Here is a 17,771-nt window from a genome sequence, read left to right on the forward strand (position 1 = left end):
TTCCCTATTCCCCTACTGCCCTACTCCCTACTCCCCTAACCCGGGAGCAACCTATGCTCGGACGCCTGAACCACGTCGCGCTTGCCGTGCCGGATCTGGCCGCGGCGACTGCCGCCTATCGCGATACGCTCGGCGCTCGGGTGACGGCGCCGCAGGCGCTGCCCGAGCACGGCGTGACCGTGGTGTTCGTCGATGCCGGCAACACCAAGATCGAATTGCTCGAGCCGCTGGGCGCGGGGTCACCGATCGCGGCTTTCCTTGAGAAAAACCCCTCGGGCGGCATGCATCATGTCTGCTACGAGGTCGACGACATCCTGGCCGCGCGGGACCGTCTCCAGGCCAGCGGCGCGCGTGTTTTGGGCGACGGCAACCCCAGGACCGGCGCGCATGGCAAGCCGGTGCTGTTCCTGCATCCCAAGGATTTCTTCGGCACGCTGGTCGAACTGGAGCAAGCATGAGCTGGGTTTCGTTCATCGCGCTGTTCTTCGCCACCTGGTGGGTGGTGCTGTTCGCCGTCCTGCCGTTCAGTATGCGGACGCAGGATGAAGACGAGGACGTGACGCTGGGCACGGTTCCGAGCGCGCCGCGCGGGCCGCATATGCTGCGCGCCGCGCTGCGTACGACCATCGCCACGCTGGTGCTCATCGGCATCTTCTACGGCATCACCAGAGGGCTGGGTCTCGGTATCGACGACATCCCGCACATCGTGCCGGATTTTAACCAGACGCCCAAGCATTAGCGTAGCCGGCAAGGCTCTTTCGGCGGCCCCGAAGGCGAGCGCCGATCGGTGCCAGAAAACAAAGCCGGCTTCTGGATTTGTCGTGCTGCCGCGAGGGCGCGTCGTGCCCAAAGGATTCATATTACGCGCGTCAACTTCTTGTTTTATGCACGTTAGCCGGGTATCCTTGGGTCAGCACGTGAGCAAGGTTTGGGCGGCGCGCTTGGAATGAAGCGGCTTGGCAATACGCCGTGCTAAACAGATGATTGCACAAAAAAAATGCAAGGCGCGAGGCCTTGCAATTTAAACGCGTCCGATCTGTTTCCGGTATCCGGCGGCAGCGAGTAACCGCGCCTAGATCGCATCCTCCCAAGACTTTGACCGCGTAGGAGAGCAGATTATTCTCCGCCCTCTCGGTTATCGGGGCACACTAGCCTAAGGCAGGTGAAATTGTCACGCGGAATTTTGCCTCGAAACAGGCAATCTCGTGCTGCACTGCACAATAGTGTGGCAGGCGTTGCTTGCGAAACGACCAGCAAGGCTTTGTGGGGCATTGCCGCATCCGCTGCAGCGCCATTTCGACGCCATGGCCCGGGTTTCCATTCCGCCATGAAATGGCTATGAAGCCGGGGCAAGCAAGCCAGCGCCGCGCCGATTCCGATGCGGCAATCCTCTCTCACGGATCAGTCCATGCGTTTGTCGCGCTATTTCCTGCCCATTCTCAAAGAAAATCCGCGCGAGGCCGAGATCGTCTCGCATCGGCTGATGCTGCGCGCCGGCATGATCCACCAACAGGGACAAGGCAGCTTTTCCTGGCTGCCGCTCGGCAAGCGCGTGCTGGACAAGGTCTGCCGGATCATTCGCGAGGAGCAGGACCGCGCCGGCGCACTCGAAATCCTGATGCCGACCATCCAGTCGGCCGAGCTGTGGCGCGAAAGCGGTCGCTATGAGGACTATGGCAAGGAGATGCTGCGCATAAAGGACCGGCAGGAGCGCGACATGCTCTACGGTCCGACCAATGAGGAAGTGGTCACGGAGATTTTCCGCTCCCATGTCAGGTCCTACAAGGATCTGCCGATCAACCTCTATCATATCCAGTGGAAATTCCGCGACGAGGTGCGGCCGCGATTCGGTGTCATGCGCTCTCGCGAGTTCCTGATGAAGGACGCCTATTCCTTCGATCTCGACTATGAAGGCGCCAAGGCCGCCTACAACAGGATGTTCGTGTCCTATCTCAGGACCTTCACGCGCATGGGCCTGCAGGCCATTCCGATGCGCGCCGACACCGGGCCGATCGGCGGCGACCTCAGCCACGAATTCATCATCCTGGCCGACACCGGCGAGAGCCAGGTTTTCTGCGATCGCGACTATCTTTCGCTGGATGTGCCGGGGGCGAATACTGACTTTTCAAACGATTCCGAGATTGCCGAGATCGTCAAGACATGGACGACGCCCTACGCCGCCACCGATGAAATGCATGACGAGGCGGCCTGGGACAAGCTTGCCGAGGGCGCCCGCGTCTCGGCGCGCGGCATCGAGGTCGGCCATATCTTCCATTTCGGCGATAAATATTCCAAGCCGATGGGCGCGAAGGTGACCGGGCCCGACGGCAAGGACCACTTCGTCTCCGGGGGCTCCTACGGTATCGGGCCGTCGCGGCTGGTCGCGGCCATCATCGAAGCTAGCCATGACGACAACGGCATCATCTGGCCGGAAGCGGTGGCGCCGTTCGATGTCGGCCTGATCAACATGAAGGTTGGCGACGCCGAATGCGACCGCGTCAGCGGCGAGCTTTATGCGGCGCTGACCGCCGGCGGCAAGGACGTGCTCTACGACGACACCGACCAGCGACCCGGCGGCAAGTTCGCCACCGCCGACCTGATCGGCCTGCCGTGGCAGGTGATCGTCGGGCCGCGGGGCGTTGCCGCCGGCGAGGTCGAGGTCAAGAACCGCAAGACCGGCACGCGCGAGACGCTGCCGATCGCGGATGTGAAAAAGCGTTTCGGTGCCGCCGCATGAGCGAGGCGGCAGCAGGAAAACCCTTGGCCGCCGGGCCGTTTTCCGTTTTCGAGCGCATGGTGGCGTGGCGCTACCTGCGCTCGCGCCGCAAGGAGACGGTGATCTCGGTCATCGCCTCGATCTCCTTTCTCGGCATCATGCTGGGCGTCGCCACGCTGATCGTCGTCATGGCCGTCATGAACGGGTTCCGCGCCGAACTGTTGACGCGCATCCTCGGCGTCAACGGCCATCTGATCGTGCAGCCGCTGGACATGCCGCTGGAGGACTATGCGCAGGTCGCCAGCCGCATCAACGGCGTGTCCGGCGTCAAATACGCAATTCCGCTGATCGACGGACAGGTGCTGGCGCAAGGCAATATCGGCGGCGGCACCGGCGCGCTGGTGCGCGGCATACGCGGCGAGGATCTGGGCAAGATCTCGATCGTCGCCAACAACATCAAGCAGGGCTCGATCGCCGGCTTCGACACAAGCGAGGGCGTCGCCATCGGCAGCCGCATGGCCGAGAATCTCGGCCTTGCGCTCGGCGACACCATCACCCTGATCTCGCCCGACGGGGATGTCACGCCGCTCGGCACGACGCCGCGCATGAAGGGCTATCCGATCACCGCGATCTTCGAGGTCGGCATGTCGGAGTATGACAGTTCCATCGTCTACATGCCGTTTTCGGAAGCGCAGCTCTATTTCAACCTGGACGGCCGCGCCCAGACGATCGAGGTCTATGTCGACAACCCCGACAATGTCGACGCGCTGAAACCGAAGGTCGAGGAGGCCGCCCAGCGCCCGGTCAATCTCGTCGACTGGCGGGAGCGCAACAAGACTTTCTTCGACGCGCTGCAGGTGGAGCGCAATGTCATGTTCATGATCCTGACGCTGATCGTGCTGGTGGCGGCGCTCAACATCATTTCGGGCCTGATCATGCTGGTGAAGGACAAGGGCCATGACATCGCCATCCTGCGCACCATGGGCGCCACGCGCGGCGCCATCCTGCGCATCTTCCTGATGACGGGTGCGGCGATCGGCGTGGTGGGCACCATCGCCGGCGTGCTGCTGGGCATTGTCATCTGCCTCAACGTCGAGCGCATCCGCCAGTTCTTCTCCTGGCTGGCCAATGAACGGCTGTTCAACCCCGAGCTCTATTTCCTCAGCCAGCTGCCGGCCCGCATGGACGCCAGCGAGACGATCTCGGTGGTGCTGATGGCGCTGGCGCTGTCGTTCCTGGCGACGCTGTTTCCGGCATGGCGCGCGGCCAGGCTCGATCCGGTCGAAGCGCTGAGGTACGAATGATGGCCGAGGCCACCATTATCGAGCTGAAGGGCGTCGAGCGGCACTATGTCCAGGGGCCGCGCAAGCTGACCATTCTCAACGGCGCCGATTTTTCACTGAGGCGCGGCGAGATCGTGGCGCTGGTGGCGCCTTCCGGCACCGGCAAATCGACGCTGCTGCACACAGCTGGCTTGCTGGAACGGCCGGACGCCGGCGACGTGATCCTGGCTGGACGCGCCTGCGGGCGACTTTCCGATGACGAGCGCACGGCGATCCGCCGCAACGATGTCGGTTTCGTCTATCAGTTCCATCATCTGCTGCCGGAATTCTCGGCGCTGGAAAACATCATGATGCCGCAGCTCATCAAGGGGCTGGCGCCCAAGGAGGCGGCCGAGCGGGCGGCGCAACTGCTCGACTACATGCAGATCGGCAAGCGGGCGCAGCATCGCCCGTCGGAACTCTCCGGCGGCGAGCAGCAGCGCGTCGCCATTGCGCGCGCCGTCGCCAACGCACCCTTGGTGCTGCTTGCCGACGAGCCGACCGGCAATCTCGACCCGGTCACCGCTTCCTACGTGTTCGAAGCGCTACAGGCGCTGGTCAAGCAATCGGGCCTGGCGGCGCTGATCGCCACCCACAATCACGAGCTGGCCTCGCGCATGGACCGCCGGGTGACGCTGGCCGACGGCAAAGTGGTCCCCCTTTAGTAGGGCACGGCGATACTCAGGTGAGGCCGGCCTGCGAAAGGCGGCTTCCTGCGCTTCCGGTGCTCACGTACCCAAAAGTACGCTCCGCTCCGGCCTTCGCCGGCCGAAGCCCTCATATGCGGCTCCGTCCTATGAAGGCTACGGCCGGCGTAGGCCGGTTCTCGGAATCCACCATTCTCGACTCGACCTGACCTGAGTCTCGACGTGCCCTGGCCGGCGCTTGATAGTTGGCATTCGCCGCGTCAACCTTTCCTTAACCCTGCCGAATTGATCGGCCGAAATTTCGCGGTGTGTCCCGATCGTGTCGTTGACATTCGAACAAAATTAGAACAAAATATGAACATATCAAAAACAGGAGAGAGTTATGGCCGATCTTGTTCAGGATGTCGTTTCACTGGTGTGCATGAGCACGTTTCTCATTTCCATGGCGATCTGGATCGGAGCCATGTGAGAAGGCGGCGCTCCGCGCTGCCTCTTTCGGCGGCCGTGAACCGTCGCCACGTTAAGCCTTTCTTGCCGCCCCGACGATAGGGTTCCCTGAAGACAGGGGAGTAGCGTCACGTGTCGCCCATCGTCACAGCCATTCTCGTTGCCTGCAATCTCGGATTGATCTTTCTGCTGCTGACCGCGCCGCTCGGTTTGCGCACAGTCAGGTTCAGCCGGCTGGTGGCGGCGGACCGGCGGCGGCTGTGGCAGGCGCTTTGGCCGCTTGGAAGCGATGCCGGCTGGTCGGGCGAGATCCTTTCCGCCGAGGCGCTGGACGATCAGGGCGCGGCCCGGATCGTTCTGTCCTGGGAAGGACGGGACGGCCAGCCGATCGAGCGCAAGGTTCTGCTTGAGGATGTTTTTGAAGAGAGCCGCTTTTCCATGCGTGTCGTCGACGACACGTCGCTCGACGCCTCCTTCTGGGCGGACTATCGCACCACCACGGAGCTCATGCCCGAAGGCAAGTTCACGCGGGTGATCCTCAGCCAGACCGATCGCTATCGCGGCATCGCCTTTCCTATCTTTCGCTATTTCGCCATGCGCCGTGAACTCGGCAAGCTGGATGCATGGGTCAGGACCGGCCGCTATCGTAAAGGCGGCTGGTTCGAGCATCCCCTCAGCCAGATCGGCCTCGCCGTGCTCTCGGCATTCATCCTGTGGCCGTTCTTCGGGCTGAACCTTGGCGGCCTGGCGCTGGCCGCGATCCTGACATCGGTGGTGGCCCTGCACGAACTCGGGCACATGGCAGCGTTCCGGCTGATGGGCCATCGCAAGGTGCGGATGATCTTCATCCCGCTGCTTGGCGGCATTGCCATAGGCGGGCGGCCGTATGACAGCCGTTTCGAGGTGGCTTTCGTGGCGCTGATGGGCGCCGGTTTCTCGGCTTTCCTGGTGCCGCCGCTGATCGCTGCCAGCGCGCTTGCCAGCGGGGAAGGACACCGGCTCGCCGCGGCGTTGCTGGCGACGCTCGCCGGCTGCGCCGCGCTGTTCAATATCGCCAATCTGGTGCCGGTGTGGAAGTTCGATGGCGGCCAGGTGCTGCGTCAGATCTGCCCCGGTCCGATCGCTCTGGCGCTGGCTTCGTTTGTCCTGCTTTCCGCCTTCCTGACGCTCGGCTGGCGGGCCGGCTTTTCACATGGCTTCCTGTTGGTGGCGGGGGCGGTCTTTGCCATCCTCAGCCTGATGACGATGGGCAGCGCGGTGAAGCCGCGCCATGAGCTGAAGCCTATCCGCACCTTCGATCGCTTTGCCATGGCCGGCGCGCTGCTGGCAGTGTTCGCCATCCATGGCTATGGGGTTCTCTGGGCATCCGACCGGCTCCTCGGTTGGGGCCTGACCTGAATCTCAAAATACCCAATCCAGCAAAGTATATTCAGCCGGCCTTGCGGGCCGCCTCGACCGGCAAAGGCGCGGCCGGGCCGAAGACGTCCTCGAAGGCCGATTTCAATGCGAGATCGAGATCGGCCATTGTTAGGGGAAGGCCGAGATCGACAAGGCTGGTAACGCCGTGATCCGCAACGCCGCAGGGAACGATACCGCTGAAATGGCCGAGATCCGGCTCGACATTGATGGCGATGCCGTGAAAGCTCACCCAGCGCCGCAGCCTGATGCCGATGGCGGCGATCTTGTCTTCGGCGGGCGAGCCGTCCGATAGAGCGGGGCGATCCGGCCGCACCACCCAGACGCCTACGCGGTCCTCGCGGCGTTCGCCACGCACGTTGAAGGCAGCGAGCGTGCCGATGATCCATTGTTCGAGCGCCGCAACGAAGGCGCGGACATCCTCGCGCCGGCGCTTGAGGTCGAGCATGACATAGGCGACCCGTTGGCCCGGCCCGTGATAGGTGTATTCGCCGCCACGCCCGGCCGCGAAGACCGGGAAACGATCCGGCTCGATCAAATCCTCGACGTGGGCGCTGGTGCCGGCCGTGTAGAGCGGCGGATGCTCGACCAGCCAGACCATCTCGCCGGCAGCACCGCTTCGGATCGCTTCAGCACGCGCCTCCATGACGGCGAGCGCGTCGGGATAGGCGGTAAGGCCGGGTTCGATCCGCCATTCGACCGGCGCCGAGCCGGGCAAAGGCAGGAATGACGTGGCGATCTGGCTGCGTTGTGTCATAGCGTGTCTCTTGTTGTTCCTCATATGGCGGCAATCGAGCAAAACGTCCAGTTCCGGGCGCATTTCAACCTTTGGCGGGTTATGCCAATTCCCCGTCGATTATTGCGCGACGCGCCCTTGTTTCGCCGGAAACGATTTGCTACACGCCGCGAGCCGGTTCGTTCCGGCTCCTACCACGTGCGGTCGTGGCGGAATTGGTAGACGCGCAGCGTTGAGGTCGCTGTGGGGCAACCCGTGGAAGTTCGAGTCTTCTCGACCGCACCATTTTCCGAAGCAAGTCCACGGATCTTTGCTGCCGAACAGATTGACGTTCGTCAGACGCGAGTGCCGTGCGAGCCGTCTTGCCACCGTGACCCTGGATAATGTGCCCTCCTTGAAGAAGGGTTTGGCCGGGCGGGCGAAGGCCGAGCACCCATGCCGCCGGGGCACGCCGATGTTGCGCGTTGGGCCGCGAGCCAAGCTTCGTGCAGGCGCTGAAGTAACCCCACGGTAAGCTTGCCTCGCTATCACATACAGAAATCCTGCGCGGCGGCTTCCGAGGTAATTTGGCGTGTCCCTGATTTCCGATGTGGCGAAATATAGTCCATCCACAAAATGGTCACTGCGCCTTTCATTTCTGGTGGCGGTATATGTAATAGCCGCCTATGAGTTAAGTTCGAAATCTTTCATCAATCTAAGCTTGATCTACGCCGACAAGTTCGCTTTCGGTATTCCGATTTTGTTTGTCGTCGGGGTCTGCTCCGCCGCACTCGTCCATGGCAGAGGAGAGCCAATTCTTTATGCCGTAGACTTTGTTCGAGTGCGCTGGCGTCGCTGCTTGCTGGTGCTTCTCTTCTTCTTCGCCATCCTGACCGCGTTCAATACCTACAAGATCGCCATCCCGTCCGTTGTCCCTTACTATGCGGACGACTGGTTGGCCGATCTGGATGAATGGTTGCACGGCAGGGCGCCTTGGGAACTGGCGCACAGGTTCGACAGCAACGCGTGGTCGGTCGTGGTCTTGAACAGCTATGAGGTCATTTGGTTTTTCCAATGGTTCGGCATTATGCTTTTCGTGTCTCTCTGGTCGGACAGGATTGCCTCCGTGCGATACCTTTGGGCGGCAACGCTGACACTATGCGTCGTCGGCACCATCATGGCCTTGGCGCTGGCATCGGTCGGGCCGGTTTTCTACTACCAGTTTGTTGGCGTGGATCGTTTTCACGGACTCAAGACCGCCATCGACAGTCTCGACTACGGCCATATGGTGCGCGAGCCGTCTGCATATCTTCTGACGCTTTACCAGACCGGCCGGTCCGACCTTGGCGGCGGCATCTCCGCAATGCCGAGCGTGCACGTTGCCTTTGCTACATTGAACGCCTTTCTGCTTTCATCCTTGAACCGCTGGCTGGGCATCCTCGGTTGGGCATTCGCGGCCATGATCCTTTACGGGTCGGTCTATACCGGATGGCACTATGCTGTTGACGGCTACGCCTCTATTATTGCGGTGTCGATGATCTGGTGGGTGACCGGACGTCTCGTGCGCGAACAGTAAAGGAACGCCCACGGGTTTCAGTCCCGATTTCGATACGCCGGATTTTTTTCCATTATGGTCGACCTTCCATTATGGTCGACCGGCGCAGCCAGATCGGTTGCGCCGGTTCGATCGTTGATTGTCGCTGCACCGACAGGACATTCTTCGCCCATTGGAGGAGGGGCGTATTTCGTTTGATATTCCCGTGTGTTGCGCGTTAGACCTGACTGGCACCTTTTCCGGAAATCCGATGGCGGGAGGCGCTGGTGGAAGGCCAGGACGAACAAGACACCAGAGCCGCTGAGGACGGCCACGCCGATATCTATGGCGAGGACGGCGTCATTCTGTCGTCGTTCCTTGCCCAGATCGGTGCGGCGATCGCCGATCGCGACACGCTGACGCTGAAGCGCGAAGTCGACGACCTGCACCAGTCGGAACTCGGCCACTTGCTCGAAACGCTCCACCCCGAACAGCGCCGCGCGCTGGTCGAACTCCTGGGCGCCGACTTCGACTTCTCGGCGCTGACCGAGGTCGACGAAGCGATCCGCATGGAGATCGTCGACAATCTGCCCAATGCGCAGATCGCCCAGGCGGTGCAGGAACTCGATTCCGACGACGCCGTCTACATCCTCGAAGACCTCGAGAAGGAAGACCAGGACGAGATCCTGTCGCAACTGCCGTTCACCGAGCGGATCAGGCTGCGCCGCTCGCTCGATTATCCCGAAGAGACCGCGGGCCGGCGCATGCAGACGGAGTTTGTCGCGGTGCCGCCATTCTGGACCATCGGCCAGACCATCGACTACATGCGCGAGGACAACAACCTTCCCGACCGTTTCAGCCAGATTTTCGTCATCGATCCGAGCTTCAAGCTGCTTGGCGCCATCGATCTCGACCAGATCCTGCGTACCAAGCGCTCGGTCAAGGTCGAAGAGGTCATGCATGAGACGCGGCATGCCATTCCGGCGACCATGGACCAGGAAGAGGCCGCGCGCGAATTCGAACAATACGACCTTCTCTCCGCCGCCGTCGTCGACGAGAACGAGCGGCTGGTCGGCGTGCTGACCATCGACGATGTGGTTGACGTCATCCAGCAGGAAGCCGAGGAGGATCTGTTGCGCATGGGCGGCGTCGGCGACGAGGAACTCTCCGACAGCATCTTGTCGACCTCGCGTTCGCGTGTTCCGTGGCTGCTGGTCAATCTTCTGACGGCCTTCCTGGCGGCGTCGGTGATCGGCCTGTTCGATCGCACGATCGAGCATATCGTGGCGCTGGCGGTGCTGATGCCGATCGTGGCCGGCATGGGCGGCAATGCCGGTTCGCAGACCATGACCGTCACGGTGCGGGCTCTGGCGACGAAGGATCTCGATATCTACAATGCCGGCCGCATCATCCGCCGCGAGATGGGGGTGGGCTTCATCAACGGTATCCTATTCGCCATCCTGATCGGCATCGTCGCGGCTGCCTGGTTCCGGGATCCGAATCTGGGTGGCATCATCGCGGCGGCAATGGTCATCAACATGTTCGTTGCGGCATTGGCCGGCATCCTGATCCCGCTGCTGCTCGACCGCTTCAAGGTCGATCCGGCGGTGGCTTCCGCCGTCTTCGTGACCACCGTCACCGACGTCGTCGGTTTCTTTGCCTTTCTCGGCCTCGCCACATGGTGGTTCGGAGTGCCTTGATGCAGGACGTCTTGCGCCGCGGCAGTGGTACATACCACCTCAATTGACTTTTACGTAAATGCCATGCGAGGGTCGGCGAATGGGGCCGCCCGCCGATTCCGGCAGGCGGGTACAGGGGCTGGAGGGCGAAGTCGCATCATAGGCATGCGCGCCGTATCCGGGCATTTGGAGCGACGATGCGGGAATATTATTCTATCACTGAACTGACACGCGAATTCGACGTGTCGACGCGGACCTTGCGCTTCTATGAGGATGAAGGGCTGGTGCAGCCGATAAGGCGTGGCCGCACCCGGTTGTTTCGCCCGTCCGACCGGCATCTCATCCGCCAGATCATGCGCGGCAAAAGGCTCGGCTTCTCGATCAACGAGATCCGCGAAATCATCCAGATGTACAAGGAGCCGCCCGGCGAGGTCGGCCAGCTCAAGCTGATGATCAAGCGCATCGAGGAAAAGCGCGAGGATCTCAGGCAGAAGCGCCGCGACCTCGAAGAGACGCTGGCCGAACTGGACCAGGCCGAGGAATCCTGCGTCGAGCGGCTGGTGGAGCTGGGTGTCAACACCTGAACCTTCGTCATCCTAGGGCGAAGCAGGAGCGAAGCTCCGTTGTGGAGACCCTGGGATCCATGCCGTTGCCTCAGCCGTGGAGTGCAGCGGTGCAGAGTTCTGGAGCGTAGCAGCGCTTAGAAGTCGCGGCATGGATCCTCGGGTCTGCGCTGCGTCGCTGCGCTCCTTGCTCCGCCCGTGGATGACGACGAGACGGGCGTTTCGGCTAGTCGCCGAAGTACGCGATCTGCCAAAAACTCTGCGCAGTGGAAACCAGCAGCCGCCATCAAATCCAGCGCCTGACCCTTTTTGCATAATCCCGGTACTTCTTGCCGAATTTCGCCGCCAGTATCTTTTCCTCGCCTTCGATCACGACCTTCTGCGTCGCGAAGGCAGCGATGAATGCGATTGCCAGGAACCAGGCGACGCCCGATATGAAGGCGATGCCGATCATGAGCAGCGTGTTGGCCAGATAGATCGGGTTGCGGCTGATGGCGAAGGGGCCTGACGTGATCAGATGCTCCGGCACGCCATTGGGGTTGAGCGTTGTCTTCGCCCGGATCATGGCGCGGATCGCGGTGAACCAGAGTGCGACGACGCCGAGCAACGCCACAAGGCCGGCGGCGAACAGGATGTCGCCGAGAAGGCCGCCGATCCATGGCAGCGGGTAGAACAGGCCGAGCGCGACGCTGATGGCGATCGCCGCGAGATAGATCAGCGGCGGCCATGGTATGTGCCCAGGCTTCGGCAGCCCTGTTTTCGGCTGATTGGCGGTCATTGTTGGCCTCCCTCCATCAACGTGCTCTCGGTCTTGGCGGTGCAGGCGCCGGCGAGTTCGCCGATATGCGCCTTCCATTCAGGAGACTGATCGTTGTTGTAGAGCCGATCAAGCGTGGCCTCGCCCTCGAGCGTGTCGAGCATGCACACACAATAGTTCGAGCAGAACTCCGTGTCGCGCTGTTGCTCGCACGATGCCTGGCAGGATTTCAGGAAGGTCACTTCCCTGGTTTCGACCTGTGCCGGCATGATTTGCGAAAACAGCCAGACCGAGCCGATCAGCAGCGGCTGGTGGATCAGGTAGAAGGCGAGGCTGTGCCGGCCGATGAACACCAGTGGATTTGACCAGCGGCCGGGGGCGAGGTGCGCCAGCCGTGTCAGCACGCCGGAGGCGGAGCCGAGTCTCGCCGCCGCGATGCCCAGCAGCACGGCGCCGAACCATGGAAACAGCGGCACATAGTCGTTGGAGCGCGGATTGGACGCCGACAGGCCGACCCACCACAGGGCCGGATGGTCGAAGATTTCGGACCTGAGATAGAAGGGTGCGGCGATGACGAGGCCTGCGACCACAACCGTCAGCAGCGCCGGCAGCCGCAGGAACGCCAGGCCGAGCAGGCTGGCCAGTGCGATCTCGTGCAATATGCCGAAGAAGACGAAGCCGTCCGGCGTGGCGATCCTTGTGACGACCGATATGGCCAGGGCAGCCACGGCAACCATGGCAAAACGCTTCCAGAAGCCGTTCCAGCGGATTTTTCTGCCATGGGCGAGGAACAGGCTGACGCCGACCAGGAACAGGAAGGTCGAGGCGATGCAGCGCGCGTAGAATTTCCACCAGCCAAAGGCGGTCAGGCCGGGATCGGTATAGCCGAAGAATTCGAGATCCCAGGTGAAGTGGTAGCTCGCCATGGCAAGCAATGCGATGCCGCGCGCGATGTCGATGGCGACGATGCGCTTCGGCTTCGGCGAATCCTGAACGGTGGCGGTCGACGTGGGAATGCTCATGGTCTCGCAATTCTGATTCAGCCCCGCAAGACGACTATCACGGTTGGGCCGGACAACAGAAGGCGGACCAATGCATGCCCTCGGTGCTCGTTCGTGCCGGCGCCGCGTCAAGGCCAGCGTCAGAGCGACGTGCGCCCACTTCGTGCTTTTCGAAAGCGATTCCGATTTTCAGGCCACTGCGTTAGGCCAGCGCCGGAAAGCCTTTGACCAGCTTCGCTTTTGCCGTGAACGCGTCGGTTTCCTGTTACCGGGCCAGGAATTAGCACGGCAGATTTGGGCCCGCGTTCTGCTTTGGGCGATTCTGCTTCGGGGACAGCAATGGCCACCCATGTTCGCCATCCGATAGGGCTTCCGGCCTTGCGACCGGCGGATGCACGCACCTTCGCCTCGCTCTATGCGGTCGAATCCTTCGCGCGCGCCACCGTGTCGAGCGTCATCCCGATCCAGGCCTACGAAATCCTTCGCAACGAACAGATCGTCTCGATCCTCTACACCGTCGTGGCGCTGCTAGGCCTTTCGGTGACGCTGTTCATGCCGATGCTGATCCGGCGCTTTGCCCGGCGCTGGGTCTACACCGCAGGCGCCTGCCTGCTTGCCGTCGGCTCGCTGTTCTTCGTCACGCACACGCTTGCCGGGCAATTGGCGGGCATGCTTTGCCGCGTCATGGGCGCCAGCGCGCTGTCGATCACGCTCAGCCTCTACATCATGGACCATATCCGCAAGACCGATTTCATGCAGGCCGAATCGCTGCGCATGGCATGGTCGATGCTCGCCTGGACCAGCGGGCCGACACTCGGCATCTTCCTCTACACGCGTTTCGGCATCTATGCCGCGCATGGCGCGGTCGCCGTCTTCGCCATGGCCCTGCTGGCGCTGTTCTGGACCTACCGGCTCGGCGACAACCAGTCGATCCGTCCGGGCAAGACGCGGCCGGCCAATCCGCTGGCCAATATCGGCCGTTTCGTCGCCCAGCCACGTCTCAGGCTGGCCTGGCTGATCGCCTTCGGCCGCTCCTGCTTCTGGACGACGTTCTTCGTCTACGGGCCGCTGTTCATGGTGATCACCGGGGAGGGGGAACTCGCCGGCGGCCTGCTGGTCTCGGCGGGCAATGCGCTGCTGTTCACGGCCATCTTCTGGGGCAGGGTGGGACAGCGTTTTGGCGGCCGGCGAACCATGACATCGGCCTATTTCGCCATGTCGGCCATGCTGCTGGCGGCGGGCGCCGTCGGCGAATCCGTGCCGTTTCTTACCGGCGCCTTGCTGCTGTGCGGCGCATTCTTCGCCATCGCTCTCGACGCGCTGGGCTCGACCGCCTTCATGCGCTCGGTGCGGTTCTACGAAAGGGCGCAGATGGCGGCGGTCTATCGCACCTATCTCGACTGTTCCGAGCTGACACCGCCACTGGTCTATTCGGTTGTGCTGGCGTTTTTCGGGTTGGGCTCGGTCTTCGCCACGCTCGGACTGCTAGCGGCGGTTTGCGGCTTCGTTACCTGGCGCTATCTGCCCAAATCGCTCTGACGCTTATGGTTTGGATACAAGCGCGGAATGCCGCTCGCGCACCCAATTGTGGAAGCGATGCAAATCATATTCCTCGGGCATCAGCACGCCGGCCTTGTGACGCATCGAGCGCAGGCCTTTCTGATTGACCTCGCAGATCGCGGCGTCCTCTTCCAGCACTTGCCTGCCGAATGCGACGATGTTGTCGATGTCGGCCGAAGGCGCTTCGACCGCTTCGGGCGAAAAAAGCCATTCCGCGGTGAGTTCGGTCTGTTCGGGACCGAGCGGCACCAGGCGGACTGTCCTGACATAGTCGACGTGACCGACGATGAACATCGATGGCAGGCTGGTGGCGTAGGTCTGGCCGGCGGCGCGCTCCGCCGGGGTCAGATCGGCAAAGACCGGGCCATGGACATGACCGTCGCGCGACCAGGTCTCGGCTCCGGCCCTGAGGCCACCGGAAAACTCCGGCGCGTCATTGTCGGCATGGCGGGCCCATTCGGGATCGTCATGCCGCCCCATCAGGCCGCGGCCATAGATCGGCACCAGCCGCGACAGATCCTTGTGCACGCCCGGGCAGTGCAGGCATTCGTTGAAGTTCTCCCAGAAGATCTTCCAGTTGCAGTTCATCACCTTGCGCAGCACATGGCCGGTCACCAGCGCTTCCAGCGGCCAGTTGCCGAGATCGCCGGATGCGGGATCGAAGGCGGTTTCAGCCGAACCGCCGGCATCCTCGGCGAGATTGACGAAGACGAAGCCGCGCCACACCGACAGCGCGACGCGGTAGAGTGGGTGCTCGGCCTTGTCGAAACCTTCCGGCAGAGACTTCGACGGCACGCGCACGAGATCGCCGCGCAGCGAATAGGACCAGGCGTGATAGGGACAGGTGATGAGCCGTGCCTTCAGCCGCCCCTCGCTCTCCTGGCAGAGCTGCGAGCCGCGATGCCGGCAGGTGTTGTGAAAGGCGCGCAACGCGCCGGTCTCGTCGCGCAGCACGACGATCTCCTGCGTGCCGACCCTGAATGTCCTGAAGGCCAGCGGCTGGGCAAGATCGGTCTCGCGACAGACAAGAAGCCAGCTTTTGTACCAGATGGCGTCGAGATCGCGCTGATAGGCCTCGGCATCCCAATAGGCCGATGAGGGCAGCGTCGGCTCGGCCCGGGTCAGGCCATTATAGGGATCGCGCTCGCTCGGATTGGGTTGCATGACCGGCCTCCTGTGATGCGCCAGCCGACACCCCGGCAAATCGTTTGTCAATTGGGGCGACGGCATTGCCGGCTTCGGTCGCGATGCCTAATCATGCCGGGAGCAATAGGATGGGGACATGACCGCACGGCAGATGTCACTCACACCCGAACTGGTGGCGCGCTGTTTTCGCACCGTCGAGGATAGCGGACCCGACCCGGACGCAATGCATCTCGACGACAGCGACTATAATGCGATGCTGGACGCGTTCGAGGCAGAACTGCCTGCAAGCGAACCGCTGTGGCTGTTCGGTTATGGCTCGCTGATCTGGAAGCCTGAAATCGAGCATGTCGAGGAACGGGTCGCGGTGGCGCAAGGCTGGCACCGGTCGTTCTGCATGCGCATGACGCGCTGGCGTGGCACCAAGGACAACCCCGGCCTGATGATGGCTCTCGACCGTGGCGGACAATGCAAGGGTGTTGCCTTTCGGCTGAGCGATGGTGGTCGCCGCGCGCAGCTCGACAAGCTTTTTCGGCGCGAGGTGACGCTGAAGCCGACGAGCTACCATCCGCGCCTGCTCTCGCTGGCAAGCGACAGTGGGCCGGTCAAGGCGCTGGCCTTCGTCATCAATCGCAAGGGAACGACCTATGCCGGACCGCTCGCGGAAGAAGAGGTGGTCGAAAAGCTTGCCACATCCTGTGGGCACTGGGGATCGGGCGCCGACTACCTCTACAATACGGTGAAAAACCTGGAAGAGCGCGGCATTCACGATCGCCATCTGTGGCGGCTGCAGCGGCTGGTCGCCGAGCGGATCGAAGCCTCGAAGCCTTGAAACCGCGTGCCGCATTCACGCTGGTAACGGGCGGAATTTGGTTTGCCGGGCGCGACGATTCTGCCTATAGTCACAGCGTCGTCGGTTCCACTAGGGACCAAGAGGGAATGCGGTGAGGGTGAATTTTCTTGCCCAATGCCGTGGCTGCCCCCGCAACTGTGTGCGGTAGTCCTCTCCATATGCCACTGAAGATTTTTCTTCGGGAAGGTGGGGAAGGGCGCTGATCCGCGAGCCAGGAGACCTGCCGGCGACAGGGAACTGACTTCGATGCCCTCGGGTGGAGGGCGAAAGGACAAGATATGAATACCGCTTCCGTCTCTCTCGGCGCTTCCGTCTCCTCGCAGTCGCGCTTCATGCAGCTCGCGCTTGCCGCGCTGCTCGGCGTTTTCGTCATGGGCTTTGTCGGCTTCTCGCATATCGAGGCCGTCCACAATGCCGCCCACGACTATCGCCATTCGATGGCGTTTCCCTGCCACTGACGAGGGGCTGACATCATGACACTGTTTCGCAACGTCGTGTTCATCGCGGCGATCGCAGGGCTCGTGGCCGGCGTCGTTCTCGCCTGCATGCAGGCCTATGCCACCGTGCCGCTGATCCTCAAGGCGGAAGTCTACGAACAGGCCGGTGGCGGCCACAGTCACGACCATGCCGCGGCACCCGCCACCGACACCAATGCCATGAGCAGTGCCGCACCGGCGGAAAATACTATGAGTAGCGCTGCGCCGGCAGCAGCCGAGGCGGCTGCACCGGCGGAAGACGAAGGCTGGGCACCGGCTGACGGCTTCGAGCGCTTCGCCTTCAACGTGGTTGCCAATGTCGTCACCGGCATCGGCTTCGCGCTGATCCTGGTTGCGGTTTCAGAATTCGCCGGCGGTATCGGCAATTGGCGCCAGGGCGTGTTCTGGGGCATGGCCGGCTTTGCCGTGTTCACACTGGCGCCGGGCCTCGGCCTGCCGCCGGAACTGCCGGCAATGCCTGCGGCCGACCTTGCCCAGCGCCAGATCTGGTGGACGGCAACGGCGGTGGCAACCGCCGCGGGTCTCGGCCTGCTTGCCTTCCGCAAGTCGCTGCCGCTGGCGATCCTGGCCGTTGCCTTGATCGTGGCGCCGCATATTGTCGGCGCGCCGCAGCCCGACAGTTTCGAGACGCCAATCCCGGAAGGCCTGCATCACCAGTTCGTGGTGGCGGTGACGCTCACCAATCTGGTGTTCTGGCTGGTGCTCGGCGCCGTCGTCGGCGTGGTGCGCGGCCGTTTCACCGGCACGGCGACCAGCCTGCGCGACAGCTTTGCCTGATCGCAAAGGATTGACCTTCATCATCGGTGGCGGGCGCGCCCGCCACAGCGCCCCCCCCCCAACCAAGGTGGGCGCCAGCCCCCGCCCCCGGGGGGGGATAAACACCCCCCCCCCCCGAGTGGCCACCAAAGGCGCCACCCCACC

The 17,771-nt window shown here is 62.7% G+C and carries 17 protein-coding genes, 1 tRNA gene and 1 riboswitch; of the genes, 14 read left to right on the forward strand and 4 right to left on the reverse strand.

Annotation, left to right across the window (positions count from 1 at the left end; all coding sequences use genetic code 11):
• Nucleotides 1-53 precede the first annotated feature (53 nt).
• From mce to AC0L2H_RS07730, 6 genes are all read left to right on the forward strand, one after another.
• On the forward strand, nucleotides 54-458 hold the full coding sequence (mce, locus tag AC0L2H_RS07705; protein WP_473589666.1) for a methylmalonyl-CoA epimerase: 405 nt from the start codon (nucleotides 54-56) through the stop codon (nucleotides 456-458).
• The gene (locus tag AC0L2H_RS07710) at nucleotides 455-739 is read left to right on the forward strand and encodes a DUF1467 family protein (RefSeq protein WP_473589667.1); all 285 of its coding nucleotides are present in this window, start codon (nucleotides 455-457) and stop codon (nucleotides 737-739) included. Before mce ends, AC0L2H_RS07710 begins: the two co-directional genes overlap by 4 nt.
• 669 nt (nucleotides 740-1,408) lie before the next feature.
• The gene (gene proS, locus AC0L2H_RS07715) at nucleotides 1,409-2,737 is read left to right on the forward strand and encodes a proline--tRNA ligase (protein ID WP_473589668.1); all 1,329 of its coding nucleotides are present in this window, start codon (nucleotides 1,409-1,411) and stop codon (nucleotides 2,735-2,737) included.
• Nucleotides 2,734-4,020: a lipoprotein-releasing ABC transporter permease subunit gene (locus AC0L2H_RS07720; RefSeq protein WP_473589669.1), complete on the forward strand. Its 1,287-nt coding sequence runs from the start codon at nucleotides 2,734-2,736 to the stop codon at nucleotides 4,018-4,020. The genes proS and AC0L2H_RS07720 overlap by 4 nt, the downstream gene beginning before the upstream one ends.
• A complete protein-coding gene (locus tag AC0L2H_RS07725) occupies nucleotides 4,020-4,703 on the forward strand; it encodes an ABC transporter ATP-binding protein (RefSeq protein WP_107650419.1) in 684 nt (227 codons plus the stop codon). Before AC0L2H_RS07720 ends, AC0L2H_RS07725 begins: the two co-directional genes overlap by 1 nt.
• Before the next feature lie 561 nt (nucleotides 4,704-5,264).
• Nucleotides 5,265-6,530: a zinc metalloprotease gene (locus AC0L2H_RS07730; protein ID WP_473589670.1), complete on the forward strand. Its 1,266-nt coding sequence runs from the start codon at nucleotides 5,265-5,267 to the stop codon at nucleotides 6,528-6,530.
• 31 nt (nucleotides 6,531-6,561) lie between these two features.
• Here the strand turns inward: AC0L2H_RS07730 and lipB are convergent, their stop codons facing one another.
• On the reverse strand, nucleotides 6,562-7,305 hold the full coding sequence (gene lipB / locus AC0L2H_RS07735) for a lipoyl(octanoyl) transferase LipB (RefSeq protein ID WP_473589671.1): 744 nt from the start codon (nucleotides 7,303-7,305) through the stop codon (nucleotides 6,562-6,564).
• Nucleotides 7,306-7,484: 179 nt separating this feature from the next.
• Between lipB and AC0L2H_RS07740 the strand changes: the two genes are divergently transcribed.
• The 4 genes from AC0L2H_RS07740 to AC0L2H_RS07755 all read left to right on the forward strand — a co-directional run bounded on the left by AC0L2H_RS07740 (nucleotide 7,485) and on the right by AC0L2H_RS07755 (nucleotide 11,060).
• Nucleotides 7,485-7,569: transfer RNA gene (locus AC0L2H_RS07740), tRNA-Leu, on the forward strand.
• Nucleotides 7,570-7,855: 286 nt separating this feature from the next.
• A complete protein-coding gene (locus AC0L2H_RS07745) occupies nucleotides 7,856-8,839 on the forward strand; it encodes a phosphatase PAP2 family protein (RefSeq protein WP_473589672.1) in 984 nt (327 codons plus the stop codon).
• Between the two features lie 245 nt (nucleotides 8,840-9,084).
• On the forward strand, nucleotides 9,085-10,497 hold the full coding sequence (gene mgtE / locus AC0L2H_RS07750; protein ID WP_473589673.1) for a magnesium transporter: 1,413 nt from the start codon (nucleotides 9,085-9,087) through the stop codon (nucleotides 10,495-10,497).
• Nucleotides 10,498-10,673: 176 nt separating this feature from the next.
• Nucleotides 10,674-11,060 (forward strand): MerR family transcriptional regulator, encoded by a 387-nt coding sequence (locus tag AC0L2H_RS07755; RefSeq protein WP_107650335.1) that lies wholly within the window; start codon nucleotides 10,674-10,676, stop codon nucleotides 11,058-11,060.
• Between the two features lie 265 nt (nucleotides 11,061-11,325).
• On the opposite strand, the gene AC0L2H_RS07760 is transcribed toward AC0L2H_RS07755, so the two are convergent.
• Both AC0L2H_RS07760 and AC0L2H_RS07765 read right to left on the reverse strand, forming a co-directional pair.
• Entirely contained in the window at nucleotides 11,326-11,817 is a 492-nt protein-coding gene (locus AC0L2H_RS07760; RefSeq protein WP_473589674.1) for a methyltransferase family protein, read from the reverse strand.
• On the reverse strand, nucleotides 11,814-12,818 hold the full coding sequence (locus AC0L2H_RS07765) for an acetyltransferase domain-containing protein (RefSeq protein ID WP_473589675.1): 1,005 nt from the start codon (nucleotides 12,816-12,818) through the stop codon (nucleotides 11,814-11,816). Before AC0L2H_RS07765 ends, AC0L2H_RS07760 begins: the two co-directional genes overlap by 4 nt.
• Nucleotides 12,819-13,136: 318 nt before the next feature.
• On the opposite strand from AC0L2H_RS07765, the gene AC0L2H_RS07770 reads away from it, so the two are divergent.
• A complete protein-coding gene (locus AC0L2H_RS07770) occupies nucleotides 13,137-14,336 on the forward strand; it encodes an MFS transporter (RefSeq protein WP_473589676.1) in 1,200 nt (399 codons plus the stop codon).
• 3 nt (nucleotides 14,337-14,339) lie between these two features.
• On the opposite strand, the gene AC0L2H_RS07775 is transcribed toward AC0L2H_RS07770, so the two are convergent.
• Nucleotides 14,340-15,521: an aromatic ring-hydroxylating oxygenase subunit alpha gene (locus AC0L2H_RS07775; RefSeq protein WP_473589677.1), complete on the reverse strand. Its 1,182-nt coding sequence runs from the start codon at nucleotides 15,519-15,521 to the stop codon at nucleotides 14,340-14,342.
• Between the two features lie 118 nt (nucleotides 15,522-15,639).
• Between AC0L2H_RS07775 and AC0L2H_RS07780 the strand changes: the two genes are divergently transcribed.
• The 3 genes from AC0L2H_RS07780 to AC0L2H_RS07790 all read left to right on the forward strand — a co-directional run bounded on the left by AC0L2H_RS07780 (nucleotide 15,640) and on the right by AC0L2H_RS07790 (nucleotide 17,627).
• Nucleotides 15,640-16,332 carry a gamma-glutamylcyclotransferase gene (locus tag AC0L2H_RS07780; RefSeq protein ID WP_473589678.1) on the forward strand — a complete coding sequence of 231 codons (693 nt, stop codon included), beginning with the start codon at nucleotides 15,640-15,642 and terminating at the stop codon, nucleotides 16,330-16,332.
• 65 nt (nucleotides 16,333-16,397) lie between these two features.
• A riboswitch (cobalamin riboswitch) is annotated at nucleotides 16,398-16,595 on the forward strand.
• Nucleotides 16,596-16,631: 36 nt separating this feature from the next.
• Nucleotides 16,632-16,811: a CbtB domain-containing protein gene (locus tag AC0L2H_RS07785; RefSeq protein WP_097574839.1), complete on the forward strand. Its 180-nt coding sequence runs from the start codon at nucleotides 16,632-16,634 to the stop codon at nucleotides 16,809-16,811.
• A gap of 15 nt (nucleotides 16,812-16,826) precedes the next feature.
• On the forward strand, nucleotides 16,827-17,627 hold the full coding sequence (locus AC0L2H_RS07790) for a CbtA family protein (RefSeq protein WP_473589679.1): 801 nt from the start codon (nucleotides 16,827-16,829) through the stop codon (nucleotides 17,625-17,627).
• The last annotated feature ends 144 nt before the right edge of the window (nucleotides 17,628-17,771 follow it).

The sequence above is a fragment of the Mesorhizobium sp. WSM4871 genome (genome assembly GCF_055811295.1).